Annotated in this window: 8 protein-coding genes; 3 read left to right on the top strand and 5 right to left on the bottom strand. The window is 38.3% G+C overall.

Annotated elements, in window-relative coordinates; all coding sequences use genetic code 11:
• Positions 1–240 precede the first annotated feature (240 nt).
• Both B9O19_RS08140 and B9O19_RS08145 read left to right on the top strand, forming a co-directional pair.
• On the top strand, positions 241–1539 hold the full coding sequence (locus B9O19_RS08140) for a glutamine synthetase family protein (protein ID WP_102365951.1): 1299 nt from the start codon (positions 241–243) through the stop codon (positions 1537–1539).
• A 36-nt stretch (positions 1540–1575) separates the two neighbouring features.
• Positions 1576–2145: an ANTAR domain-containing response regulator gene (locus tag B9O19_RS08145; RefSeq protein ID WP_158648956.1), complete on the top strand. Its 570-nt coding sequence runs from the start codon at positions 1576–1578 to the stop codon at positions 2143–2145.
• 57 nt (positions 2146–2202) lie between these two features.
• On the opposite strand, the gene B9O19_RS08150 is transcribed toward B9O19_RS08145, so the two are convergent.
• The 5 genes from B9O19_RS08150 to ruvA all read right to left on the bottom strand — a co-directional run bounded on the left by B9O19_RS08150 (position 2203) and on the right by ruvA (position 8996).
• A complete protein-coding gene (locus B9O19_RS08150; protein WP_158648957.1) occupies positions 2203–2667 on the bottom strand; it encodes a copper amine oxidase N-terminal domain-containing protein in 465 nt (154 codons plus the stop codon).
• 1493 nt (positions 2668–4160) lie between these two features.
• Positions 4161–5195, bottom strand: a complete 1035-nt coding sequence (locus B9O19_RS08155; RefSeq protein ID WP_102365954.1) for a zinc ribbon domain-containing protein — start codon at positions 5193–5195, stop codon at positions 4161–4163.
• A 134-nt stretch (positions 5196–5329) separates the two neighbouring features.
• On the bottom strand, positions 5330–7261 hold the full coding sequence (metG, locus tag B9O19_RS08160) for a methionine--tRNA ligase (RefSeq protein WP_102365955.1): 1932 nt from the start codon (positions 7259–7261) through the stop codon (positions 5330–5332).
• 53 nt (positions 7262–7314) lie between these two features.
• A complete protein-coding gene (gene ruvB / locus B9O19_RS08165; RefSeq protein WP_102365956.1) occupies positions 7315–8334 on the bottom strand; it encodes a Holliday junction branch migration DNA helicase RuvB in 1020 nt (339 codons plus the stop codon).
• A 71-nt stretch (positions 8335–8405) separates the two neighbouring features.
• Positions 8406–8996 (bottom strand): Holliday junction branch migration protein RuvA, encoded by a 591-nt coding sequence (gene ruvA / locus B9O19_RS08170; RefSeq protein WP_102365957.1) that lies wholly within the window; start codon positions 8994–8996, stop codon positions 8406–8408.
• Between the two features lie 430 nt (positions 8997–9426).
• Between ruvA and B9O19_RS08175 the strand changes: the two genes are divergently transcribed.
• Positions 9427–13716, top strand: coding sequence for a pectinesterase family protein (locus B9O19_RS08175; RefSeq protein ID WP_102365958.1), 4290 nt, complete (start codon positions 9427–9429; stop codon positions 13714–13716).
• Positions 13717–13964 lie beyond the last annotated feature (248 nt).

Consider the following 13964-nt stretch of genomic DNA (forward strand, 5'->3'; position numbering starts at 1 on the left):
AGGAGAGCAATCATCTGAACATGAAGTATTCAATATATAACTCAATATTTATTCTTAATAATCAGATTAATAAATATAATATTATGAAAATATATCTTTATACAATCGGTAAGATTAATTGACAATGTTTTTATCTTATGTTATCATAACTTCAAAATATATGACTAGAATAAATATCTTTCCGTGTTATATTAGTAAACTATATATTAATTTCAGCGCAGTTTTTTAGGAGGCTATTTTATGCTTTTTTCTTTTGATGATATAATGGAATATGTGGAGGAAAACGACGTCAAATTTATCAGACTTGTATTTTTTGATATTTTCGGCAGTATGAAAAATATATCAATTATCTCGACAGAACTTCCAAAAGCTTTGGAGTATGGAGTCACTTTTGATGCTTCCGAAATAAATGGGTTTATGAATATTGGCGAAAGCGATCTTTTGCTTAAACCTGACCCTTCAACCGCAGAAATTTTGCCGTGGCGTCCACAGCAGGATAGGGTTCTTAGAATATTTTGCGATATTTGTTATCCTGACGGCAGAACGTTTGAGGGCGATTCCAGAAATATTTTAAAGCGTTCGGTAGATTGTTTGAAAGAGCTCGGATACTCGTGCGATATCGGTTCGGAGTGTAAATTCTATCTTTTTGAGTTGGATGAATACGGAAATCCAACAAACAAGCCGCATGACAACGGCACATATTATGATGTGGCTCCGGTAGACAAGGGAGAAAATATTCGGAGAGAAATTTGTCTTACGCTGGAGGAAATGGGTATTCAACCCGAAAGTTCGTATCATCAGGCAGGCCCCGGGCAACACGAGATAGTTTTTAAATATGGCGCACCGGTAGAAGCAGCGGATCATCTAATGACATTTAAAAATTTGGTTAAGACAATTGCGCATATGAACGGACTTTTCGCTTCTTTTATGCCAAAGCCTTTGCAAAGACAGAATGGAAATGGTATTTTTGTAAATCTTTCGCTTTATGATACGGACGGAAACAGCGTTATAGATTATAATAATGAGACTGGCAGACAATTTATGGCAGGCATACTTAACCATATTAAGGAGATTACTCTATTTTTGAATCCTTTAACGAATTCATACAGCAGATTTGGAGAGTTTGAAGCTCCTAAATTTATAACATGGTCACCTCAGAACAGACAGCAGCTAATGCGTATACCAAAGAATTTGGCAGGAGACTGCAGACTTGAACTCCGTTCGCCGGATGGCGGAGCGAATCCTTATCTTGTTTTTGCATTGATGATTTATGCCGGGATTGACGGAATAAAAAACAAGATGATTTTGGGAGAACCTGTAAACGTGACCTATAAAGAAGACATAGAAGGTCTTGAATGTTTGCCTCAAAACTTAGAGACGGCAGTGAATTATGCGAAGGATAGTGATTTTCTGAAAAATGTTTTACCTGAAAATATTCTGTCTACCTATATTGAAAATAAGAAAATTGAATATGACAAATATGTCAAGGCGAGAGTTAAGGAGCAATATGAACGCGATTTGTATTTCGGCTCTATATAATAAAATTTACCATTAATTATTTGGGAGGTTATGCCGTTGTACAATAGAATTCTTATAGTTTCGGCATCTCAAAAGAGCGGAGACGCGCTGGCTCTTATATTGAGACGGTTTGCTATGAATAACATAGATTTTGCGTCAAGCGGAGTTGAAGCCAGACGTGTAGTTTTGCGTTCATCATATCAGCTTGTTATCATAAATGCTCCTCTTAAAGATGAACAGGGAAGCTCTCTCGCTTCTGATTTTATTCACAGCACACATTCATCAGTAATATTAATAGCTAAATCCGACGTTGCGGATATGCTTGCTTCAAGAGTGGAGGGAGACGGGATATTTGTAATTCCAAAACCTTTGCAGCAGAGAACTTTTATGGGTGCGGTAAGATTAGCACTGGGATTTTCAAACAGATTTATTGAGATGGAGAAAGAAATTGCAAAATATGAAAAGAAGTATGAAGAATTGCGAATGGTTTCCAGGGCAAAATGTGTTTTGATAGAAAAAGAGGGATACAGTGAAAAAGATGCTCATAGATACATAGAAAAACAGGCAATGGACAGCCGGGAAAGTAAGGCAAGGATTGCAGAAAATATTATAAAGAAATATTTGTAATTTTTATATATAAAAAACAGCTTCACAATAATGAAGCTGTTTTTGTTTTTATTAACTTTATACCTGAGGCGAATCAATGGTTACTGTTTGAGTTGCCTCATCCCATCCAACTGTATAGCCAAATGCTTCAGCCAGGAATCTAAGCGGAATATACATACGTCCGCCAATACCGTCATATTGTTTAACAAAAGCAGTTGTATCCATTGGTGTTACAACAGTCTGACCCATGTCAGAAATTCTGAATATGTTATAAGAACCTTCCTGAACGATATACATTTCAGAACCATCAAGAATTAGAGCAGCATTAGTATTCTCATCATACTTAACCGTCTTATTCATAGACTCAGAAACAAATCTGATAGGAACGAAAGTTCTGTCGTCCTGCTCAATAATTTCACCCATTTCAGCCGGTATCTCTGCAACGTTTCCGTTAATAACTATACTTTGAGCCGCCGCAAAAGCCGCTTGTGAAAAGCTTGTCAACACACATATAACTGCTAAAAATCCCGCTAGTTTTTTCATATAAAACTCCTCCATAATATATTGTTCATTAATTATAGCATAATCGATGAAAAATTTCAAGGGTGTTTTTATAGTTTTCAGATAAGTCATTTTTTTACAGAGTGTATAAAAATATTATAGATATATTTGTAAATCAATTTAAGAATAAACGGTATTTTATATGTTGAAGTTTAATGATTTTAAATGGTGTTACAGAGTGAAATATAAAGTGTAATGGAGTGAAATATTTTATATGTTATATTGTAGTTGCTCGAATAAAGTGTAAAGAAATGTTTAGGTTATATCTAATATAAAATTATATAAAAACGTATGGGGTATAAGCATCGTGGAGATTGTGACTACTCCTGTAAGATAGGTATTATTCACAATTACTTTTTATATTTAAACCTTGGAAAGACTGCAACAAACTAAACGGAAAGGTTAATGGTGTTTTTAGTGAACGTTAGTAGGATATGCTAGAATTCCTAATTGTTATTATATCACGTGAGGCTTGAGTACACAATTTATATTTACTAAAATCTTTTTATAATAAACTTTTCCATGGCTGTGCACCTTACGCGGCGTGCTTCGTACGCCCTTCCGAAGCTTGCTATACCGCATTATTCTAAAATTTTTTAGAATTAATATTTTAAAAAGTGTTTTTTGGTGAACATCGGCAGGGTGTGCAAGCGCACACCTCGTTAGGTGAGCTGTCATCTCACGCGAAGCGTGAACATATATAAAAAAGTTTGTTATAATCCTTTTTATTAAATAAATTATTCCGCGGCTGCGCACCTTACGCGGCGTACTTCGTACGCCCTTCCGAAGCTTGTTATACCGCATTATTTTTGAAAACTTTTTAAAATTAATATCTTAAAAAAGTGTTTCTTGGTGAACATCGGCAGGGTGTGCAAGCGCACACCTCGTTAGGTGAGCTGTCATCTCATGCGAAGCGTGAACATATATAAAAAAGTTGGTTATAATCCTTTTTGCTAATAAACTTTTCCGCGGCTGCGCACCTTACGCGGCGTACTACGTACGCCATTCCGAAGCTTGCTATACCGCATTATTTTTGAAAATTTTTTAGAATTAATATCTTAAAAAAGTGTCTCTTGGTGAACATCGGCAGGGTATGCAAGCGCACACCTCGTTAGGTGAGCTGTCATCTCATGCGAAGCGTGAACATAATTAAAAAAGTTTGTCATAATTCTTTTTATAATAAACTTTTCCGCGGCTGCGCACCTTACGCGGCAGATTTCATCTGCCCTCCTATGCTTACTATGCCACAATTTCAGACGTTATTGGCATATAAAAAACAATATCTATTAATATATTATTTTGAACAAGTATGGTCACACCTGTTTGGTTTTCAAGTAAACTATTATTACAATATAGACCATTTGTATATTACAAAATTCAATAGAGTTATCTGATATTAAATTTTAAATTTTATAATGAATTGTTTTATAGAATATAAAATGCCCGCTTTATATGCGGGCATTTTGAATAGTGTCTTAAGCCATAATTACTATTTGATTTTCAGAATTCATAAGATATATAATCAAATATTGGTTACCATTTTCGTATACAACATAGGAATCTTTGCCTTGAGCGTCAAACTTTGTCTGTGAGTATCCGGCGTTTTTTAAAGCATCAAGATACTTGTTATAAGCGTCCATATCCATTTCATATTTATAGTAAGTATTGCCGCTGTTATCAGTCTCTGAAGCTGTCATAGTTTTTCCGGTAACACTTTCAAATTTGGGTATAGTAGACTTTGCATAGAATTCATATGTTCCGTCTCCGGTCGGCCACTCGTAATCTTTGCTTGAAGCGGAATTGCCGTTTCTGTCGGTTGGAAGAGGATCGCTCACCTGTCCGCCTGAACCGCCGTTATTTCCGTTTCCATAACCGCCGCCGTTGTTCCCGGGAGTTCCGTTGTTTCCGTTTCCATAACCGCCGTTGCCGCCTGAACCATTATTATTTCCGTATCCTTTATAACCGCCGCCGGAATCACCGCCGCTGCCATTGTTGTTTCCGTTTCCATAGTTATAACCGCCGCCGTATTTACCGAAATAATCACCGTATTGATTAAAAAAGTCACCATATTCGTCATAGCCGCCGCTGTCCGGGATGTTTCCATAATTATGGGCGCCGTACTGTTGATGAACACGGTTATCTTGTGCGCCATATCTTTGGGTTTTAAAAGTGCTGTAGACAGAAAATCCAATAAACACCAAAACAACTGCAAGAGATATAGCGGCAATCGGTATAGTTATTTCTCTGCCCCACAGTTTTTTATGATTATTTGGCTGATAAGAAATAGGTTGTTCAATGTATCCGTTCTGTGCCTGTGTAACTCCCAAATTGTAAGCCGCATTAGTAAACGGACTTTCTGTATTTTCGATAGGGTCATTATTGCTTTGATATGTGGTGCTGTCCTTCGAATAAGAGCTTTGTTCCTTTTCGTCAGATCTTGCTATTGTGCCGCATGCGTCGCAATATTTGGCGTCATCCGGTAATTTCTTTCCGCAATTACTGCAAAACATTATCCTCACTCCGTTCTAATTTATTTAATAATATTCAAGTTTATTAAAAATCTTTCTTATAAAATAATTATAGCATCTTTTATCTAGGAATGATTACATAATTGTTAATAAATTATTATATTTTTTAGAAATAATTATACTATTGACGCGCCGCTTTGGATATCATCAAGCGTTGAGGTTAAAACCAATTTACCGTCGTGTTCGGCCGACAGTATCATTCCGTTTGACTCTAAACCCATCATTTTGCGCGGAGGAAAATTTGCAATGAAGAGCAGATTCTTCCCAATAAGGTCTTCAGGTTTATAATATTTTGCTATTCCGGATAATATTTGTCTTGTCTCGCCTCCGCATTCCAGTTCAAATCTGAGTAATTTGGAGGATTTAGGAACTTTTTCGCAAACTTTAACTTTGCCGACTCTTATATCTAGTTTTTCAAAGTCATCGAAGGTTACCGGTTCTTTAAACGGTTCAATTTCAGGTTGAGTTTCCTGTTCTGCACCGAATTCTTCAGTAAGTTCTTCAAGTTTTTTATCCAAATCTATTCTGGCAAATATAGGCGAGGCTTCTGAGACCTTGGTTCCGGGTTTAGTTGCTCCGAAGTTTTTAAGGCTTGCGTATGACAACTCGTCAGCACCGGTTTGTTTTGCTATTGCAGAGGCAGTATCAGGCAGGAAGGGCTGTAGAAGAGATGTGATATATCTTATCGCTTCTATAAGATTGTACATTACAGTTTTTAGAGTTTCTTTTCCTTCGTCTGTTTTTGCAAGTATCCATGGTGTTGTTTCATCAATGTATTTGTTAGAACGGTCAACTATTTTCCAAATTTGGTCAAGACTGTCTGAAACTCTCAGTGTATCCATAGTTTTGACGATTTTTTCACTGCATTCTATGCAAGTATTTGAAAGTGAACTGTCAAAATCAGTACTGTTGCCGGGAGCGGGTATAATACCTTCGAAATATTTATTCACCATTGATACAGTTCTGTTCACGAGATTGCCGAGTGTATTGGCAAGATCAGAATTATATCTGTTTATTAAAATTTCATAGGTTATAGTTCCATCCTGAGCGTATGGCATTTCGTGGAGCAGATAGTATCTTACTGCGTCAACACCAAAATGTTTTACTAAATCGTCAGCATAAATTACGTTGCCTATAGATTTGCTCATCTTATCTTCACCGTTTAAAAGCCAGGGGTGGCCGAATACTTGTTTAGGAAGTTCAAGACCTAAGGCCATTAAAATAATAGGCCAGTATATTGTGTGGAACCTTAATATATCCTTACCGATTATATGGACGTCGGCAGGCCAATACTTGCTGAACTCAGGCGAACTTTCATCGCCGCGGTAGCCTATAGCGGTGATATAGTTGGTAAGTGCGTCAAGCCACACGTATACGACATGTTTTTCGTCAAATGAAACCGGTATTCCCCAGTCAAAACTGGTTCTGGAAACGCAGAGATCCTGAAGACCGGGTTTTAAAAAGTTATTTACCATCTCTTTTTTGCGTGATTCAGGCTGAATGAAGTTTGGGTTTTCTTCTATATGCTTCATTAAGCGGTCCTGGTAATTACTCATTTTGAAGAAATAAGCTTCCTCGTCTTGTTTATGAACTTCGCGTCCGCAGTCCGGGCACTTACCGTCAACTAACTGAGTATCTGTCCAGAATGATTCGCATGGAGTGCAGTACCAGCCTTCGTATCTGCTTTTATATATATCGCCTTGGTCATAAAGTTTTTTAAATATTTTCTGAACAGTTTCGACATGATAGCCGTCAGTAGTTCTAATAAATTTATCATAGCTTGCATTCATAAGATCCCAAATTTTTTTAATTTCACCGGCAACACGGTCAACATATTCTTTTGGGGTTATTCCCTCAGCTTCAGCCAGCTCCTGTATTTTTTGTCCGTGTTCATCGGTTCCGGTACAGAAACAGACGTCATAGCCCATATATCTTTTAAAGCGGGCAATAGCGTCGGTCAACACAACTTCATATGTGTTTCCGATATGGGGTTTTCTTGAGGTATAAGCGATAGCGGTAGTTATATAATATTTTTCTTTATCACACATTATAAATCTCTCCTTAAGTTTATTGATAAATATAGGATAGACGGTCTATCAATCTATCGGTCACCGAAGGGTATACCGAAATGTTCGTACGCGGAAGGAGTGACAACTCTTCCCCTGGGAGTGCGGTTAATAAAACCAATCTGCATCAAATAAGGTTCATAAACATCCTCTATAGTATCAGTTTCTTCACCGATTGTTGCAGCTAGTGTTTCAACTCCAACAGGTCCGCCTCCGTACTGATTGATAACCGTCAAAAGCATTCGTTTATCTATTGCGTCAAGCCCATGGTCATCAATTTCCATCTTATTCAATGCGTGGTCAGCCAGTTCTTTGGATATAACGCCGTCTTGGCTTAGCTGGGCGAAATCGCGGACTCTTTTCAGCAATCTGTTGGCTATTCGCGGAGTTCCGCGTGACCGCCTTGCAATTTCAGATGCGCCCTCATCGTCTATATCTATATTCAAAATACTTGCACTTCTTTTAATAATAGTTTTCAGTTCATTTGGTTTATACATCTCAAGACGGCTGATAACGCCGAACCTGTCTCTTAGCGGAGCCGCCAAAGCACCGGCTTTGGTTGTTGCGCCAATAAGAGTGAACTTAGGAAGGTCAAGCCGTATGGAGCGTGCGGACGGACCTTTTCCTATTATTATATCGAGAGCGTAATCTTCCATAGCCGGATATAATATTTCTTCCACACTTCTGCTCATTCGGTGTATTTCGTCAACAAATAATATGTCGTCCTGTGAAAGATTGGTGAGCAGAGCCGCTAAGTCGCCCGGTTTTTCTATAGCGGGACCGGAGGTAATGCGTATGTTAACACCCATTTCATTTGCGATTATGCCTGCAAGAGTGGTTTTGCCAAGCCCCGGCGGCCCGTACAGAAGAACATGGTCAAGAGGTTCTCCCCGCATTTTTGCAGCCTCAATAAAGACTTTAAGGTTCTCTTTTGCTTTTGTTTGCCCGATATATTCTGAAAGAATTTTAGGTCTGAGCGTGTATTCAATTTCAGTGTCGGCATTGGTTTCCCCGGTGGAAACTATGCGTTCTTCGTTACTGTCAGTTATTGCCATATGTTTCACTCGTTTCTTTATTCATCATGTCGGTTTATGTGTTTGTTATGTTAGTATAACCGTTCAGTATACTAAAGTAGGTTTTTTAATCCATATTTTATCATTTCTTCGGCAGACCCTGTTGCTCCTTTCAGTGCTCTGCGGGCTTCTTCAGGAGAGTACCCAAGAACCACCAAAGCCGATACGGCCTCGTTATCGTCAACCATTTCGGGAGAGAATATTTCTTCAGCCGGCATATCGGATATGTCTGCATCTTTAAATTTATCTTTAAGCTCGAGAATGAGACGCTTTGCGCCTTTTGGTCCTAAACCTGGCGTGTTTTTAGCTAGATATTGAGCGTCATCGGTCACAACAGTAAGAGCAAATTTTGAGGGAGATATATTAGATAACAAATTAGCGGCGGTTTTAGCGCCTATTCCGCTTACTCCCAAAACCATTTCAAAAATATTTTTTTCCTCCTGTGTGGCAAATCCATATAATGATAATATATCAGATGTTGTTTTTATATTCAAATAGGTGTATAACTTCGCTTTTGACCCGATTTCACCCAAAGCTTCCAGCGAGGGGCGGGTGGAATATATTCTATATCCTATGCCTCCGGTTTCTATTACTGCAAAGCTGTCAGTTTTTAATGCCAGTTTTCCTTCAATATAATGGAACATAATTATCCTGCCTAATCTTTAAAATTATTTGCATAAATTTAATTATAACAAATATTTCAGTCTTTAGCAAGCCCAAATTACACAGTTTTATGTCTGTAAAGAGAAAGATACTTGTTTGGATTGTTCTTGATAAAATGAGGGCTAATTTTATGTTTTAAAAAAATTACAAAACGGGTTTTGATTTGTTAAAATGGCAAATTTACAGATAAAACCAGCGGTTTTTCGGTATTATATAGAGTGGTTTCACTTGACAAATTTGAGTAAATGCTGTAAAATAACACATGCAGTTTTTGTCTTTTGAGTGTAAAAAGACAATGCTGCCTTAAAAGTTAAAATAATTAATTTATATAAGCATAGCAGGAGTAAACAGATTGTTTTTAAGTTAGAGGGATTGTATATTCTTGCTTTGACTACAACAAGGAGGGTTTAAATGAAAACCTTAAAGAGAACATTAGCAATGGTGTTAGCTTTGGCAATGGTTCTGACAGCTATGGGTGTGACTGTCGTTTCAGCGGCGTCATACAGTGATACGCAGGGGCATTGGGCAGAAAGCTACATAAACACATGGTCAGACAATGGAGTTATACAGGGCGACGGAGGTTATTTCAGACCTGACGACGCTATCACGCGTGCTGAAGTAGCTCAAGTAACTCAAAACGTGATAAGTTATGTTAATAAGGCTGCCAATACATTTACTGATGTATCTGCATCAGATTGGTATGCTGACGCTATATTGAAACTGGCAGCTGCCGGAGCTCTCACGGGAAATGGTGATGGAACTATGTCTCCAAACAACTATATGACGCGTGAAGAGGCAATGACAATGCTTGCCCGTGCATATGGACTCACAGTTGAGAATTCACAGGCCGGTATTACCCAGTATGCTGATTATCAGAATATTTCTGATTATGCAACAGGATATGTTGGAGCCATGACAGCTGAAAGTTATGTCGGCGGTTATGAAGACGGAACCATTCGTCCTAAGGATTATATCTCCAGAGCGGAGTTTGTTAAGATTCTTGACAATATGATAAAGCTTTATATTACCGAGCCTGGTTCATACGGAAGCCAGTACGTCGGCGGTTTGGTTATGATTAAGACAGGCGGAGTTACCTTAAGCGGTATTATCGCTAAGGGAATGGTAGTATCACCTCAGGTAAACGGAGATGTTACTATTATGGGTTCTCAGGTTTCAGGAAATATTATAAACTTGTCTTCAACAGCTAACGTTACATCTAATTCAGGAAATGTTGTAAGCCCTAACGCTTCAAGCAATCCTAATGTAATTATTAACGGAAACAATGGCGGAAGCAATTCAGGCGGAGGAACAAGCGCAAACACTGTTACTGTAAAATTTTATTACGGCGATAATTATGGTACAGTTAAAACAAAGAGTGTAACAAAAGGAAAGAAATTGTCTCAGAGTGCTATTCCTACTCCTAAAGAGAGTAACTGGGATGGTCTTTGGTATACTTCAAAAGCTGCAGCTGAAAAGTGCAGCGGTACAACATTTGACCCATCGGTTTCAGCTGTTAACAAAAATTATAATTTGTATGCAGGTCATATAAGCAGTTCTGATTTGACAGACGTTGAAATTGCGGTAGGTAATAAAACTGATTACGTTAACGTATATGTAGGCGATACATTAACGGCAGCAAATCTTGCTCCGGCAGCTGCTAAAAATTATGTTTCTTATCAGTGGTACAGAGCTTCAGAAAGCCATGGAACAGGTGAAAAAATTTCCGGCGCGACAAAGAGCTCATATACAGCCACTGAAGCTGATAAGGGCAAGTACTTGAAGGTAGTAGTTACAGGTGACGGAAATAAATATAATGGAACCATTTATGATGTTTCTTCATTAGTTTTGGCAAAGGATGCTCCTTCGGTATATCCTGAAAGAGTTACAGTATCTTATGGAAACGACGCGTCAACCACCCTTACCCTCAGCGAAGGTATGAATGTAATCGGAGTTGCAGATGAGAGCGGAAAGATGCTGAACGCTGAACAGTACACATATAATCAAGAAACTGGAAAGCTGACAATTTCGAAAGATTATTTTGCCGGATTAACAGATGGATTAAGTGCGTTCACAATTATTGTATCTGAAGACGCTGTATACAACCCAATGTTTATGGTTTCTATTACCGGAGGTCCTACAGCAGGTCCAGTGCCGACAGAGGAACCGGAACCGACTGCTACTGTTAATCCTTCAGAACCTACAGAGGGACCGACAGAAGAGCCGGTAGCAACAGCAAGTCCTGAACCAACAGAAGGTCCGACGGAAGAGCCTGTAGTAACAGCAAGTCCTGAACCAACAGTAGGCCCGACGGAAGAGCCTGTAGTAACAGAAAGTCCTGAACCAACAGAAGGTCCGACAGAAGAACCTGTGGTAACAGAAAGTCCTGAACCAACAGAAGGTCCGACAGAAGAACCTGTGGTAACGGCAAGCCCTGAACCAACAGAAGGCCCGACGGAAGAGCCAGTGGTAACATCAAGCCCAGAACCAACAGAAGGCCCGACAGATGAACCTGTAGCAACAGCTACAGCAAGTCCTATTCCTTCGGAAGGTCCTACCTCTGGTCCTGTAACCAGTGAGGTTTGGAACTTTAATGACATTGCCGGCGGAACATCTTATAATACCGGTGATACAATAAGTAATGCAAACGGCAAAAATATCATAGTAAACGTTGCAGAAGCTGATACCATTATGCCAACTGTAAAAGTAAGAGCTGACGGGGATAATTACCTTGAGTTTAATGATACAACTACAGCAGGAACAGCAAAGCAGGATGGTTGGTCTTATGCTGCAGAATCACCTATGGATGGAGATAGATTTACAGCTGAATTAGATTTCAAAAAAGGCGATACTTTAAAAGATACTATATTAATGAGATTTTTTGATACTAACAACGCTGATGCAAACAACACATATTCCAGCGACGGACGTGTGTTTGAACTTAAAACAGCCGATAAAGGAGCTCTTGCCATTGTTGACTATTTTTCAGTTGGTTCTGACAACAAGGCTGTAAGTGTACCAATAAGCGGATTTACTTATAGTCCGGATAAGTGGTATGGAGTAAAAGTAGAGTATACAAAAGCTGACAATATAGTTTCTATCTATACAAAGAATGATGGTGAGGCAGATTATACGCTAAGAAGTTCAATTGAGCTTGGATATACAGGCGGAACTAAAAAAGTGGATACAGTGCCTCAGCTTGCAATAAATAAAGTTGGCGCATATACTCCCGGCGGAGGAAGCGCAGTTTTGGGCGTTGATAATATCGCATTCAAAACAAAAACATATATTCCTCAGGATATTAATGTAACAGGCAAAGCCTACACTATATTCTCAAATGATTTGAAAAACAGTCTTGAACCATATGACAATTCCATAAATGCTGTTTTGGCTTTCACAAAGTCCGGTGAGTCTGAACCGTACGCTACAGCTGTTCCTGACGCAGATGGTAACTATAACGTTTCACTGTTTACAGGAGAAACCTATGATGTATCTGTTATTAGCGGCGGAGATGGATATACTTTTTCTCCGAAGTCAACATCGTATAGTCTTCCGGTTGTAGTTGATGAGCCAAGCAAAAATGTTTTGTTTATGAAAAACAGAGAAGCGGTGCCATATGCTGATACTGTATATGTTGGATCTGACAAAGAGTATAAGGATATAAATCAGGCAATGGCTTCAATCCGTACTATGACAGGCAGAGTTAATGAGGATTTAACTTCAAATCCTGTAACTATAGTTCTTGACCCTGGAACATATTATGGTCAGGTAATAGTTGATGTTCCTAATATCACAATTAAGAGTGCTGATGAATCGAATCCGGCAGTCGTATCAAATTATTATGGTATAGGATATGTTTATTACTCAATGGGCAGCAATAATTATTATGATGCTGATTGTGCAGCTGCAAAGGATACGAAGAATACTGCAACAAGATGGGGCGCTACTATTCGTATTACAGCGGATAATTTCCTGGCTGAGAATATTGATTTTGAAAATACATTTAATCAATATGTAACGGATGCTGAAATAGCTGACGGCGTTGAACCGGGCGGACCGGATAAAAAGAATTTTACAAGAAAGAAAGGCACAAAAGTTACTATAAAAGACTCTACTGAAAGAGCTGCTGCTGTAGCAATTGATGCAGATAACGTGGAGTTCTACCGCTGCAAGATGGTGTCAAGTCAGGATACTTTGTATACCGGCGGCACAGCTTATTTAAAGGAATGTGATATTTTGGGTAATACAGATTACATTTTTGGCGGTAACAGCGTAGTGTTTGAAAATTGTAATTTAACATGGTATGGTTACTCGGATAAGGCAAATGGCGGTTATATTTCAGCTTGTAAAACAAGTTCTGAAACTGACCCAGGATACTTCTTCACAGGCTGTACAGTTAAGAACAGTAATATAAGCGGTATGAAATTTGCTCCCGGCGGTTTCGGAAGAAACTGGGGCGGTGCAAGATGCGCAGTTTTCTTTAATGACGTTACTTTAGACGGAGTCTCAAAACCGAACGGCTGGACAAAAATGGGCGGAGAGCTGAGTACATCGAAACTTTATGTTAACTATGTACATAATATTAACAGCACTACAGATTTGACTGCTGATAGGGATAATCCAAATGATAAAGCAACAGAAATTCCAAGTCCTGAAGATTATTTTTATGGATGGACTCCTGTTCATTATGTTGCAGCAAACTAAACGTTTAATAAGATTTGAATTTTTATATTATATAAAGTAACAAAAAAACGGTTGGAGCAATCCAATCGTTTTTTTATTTGATGAACTATAATTAAATACATAAAATTTTTATTAAAAATAAAATAATAGACAGAATAATTGCGTTAATTATTTAACATCGTAGACAAAAAACTACAGATATTTTATAATGAATTCAAATTTTTTTGCATGGTTTAACCTCGATGGCAAAAATACCGTTATTTTAAACA

The organism is Monoglobus pectinilyticus (assembly GCF_002874775.1).
In the GTDB taxonomy this organism is placed as follows: domain Bacteria; phylum Bacillota; class Clostridia; order Monoglobales; family Monoglobaceae; genus Monoglobus; species Monoglobus pectinilyticus.

Bases quoted from the DNA above. Each gene is read 5' to 3' on its own strand.
- B9O19_RS08140 (WP_102365951.1), top strand. From the start codon at position 241: ATGCTTTTTTCTTTTGATGATATAATGGAATATGTGGAGGAAAACGAC.
- B9O19_RS08150 (WP_158648957.1), bottom strand. From the start codon at position 2,667: ATGAAAAAACTAGCGGGATTTTTAGCAGTTATATGTGTGTTGACAAGC.
- B9O19_RS08155 (WP_102365954.1), bottom strand. From the start codon at position 5,195: ATGTTTTGCAGTAATTGCGGAAAGAAATTACCGGATGACGCCAAATAT.
- metG (WP_102365955.1), bottom strand. From the start codon at position 7,261: ATGTGTGATAAAGAAAAATATTATATAACTACCGCTATCGCTTATACC.
- ruvB (WP_102365956.1), bottom strand. From the start codon at position 8,334: ATGGCAATAACTGACAGTAACGAAGAACGCATAGTTTCCACCGGGGAA.
- ruvA (WP_102365957.1), bottom strand. From the start codon at position 8,996: ATGTTCCATTATATTGAAGGAAAACTGGCATTAAAAACTGACAGCTTT.
- B9O19_RS08175 (WP_102365958.1), top strand. From the start codon at position 9,427: ATGAAAACCTTAAAGAGAACATTAGCAATGGTGTTAGCTTTGGCAATG.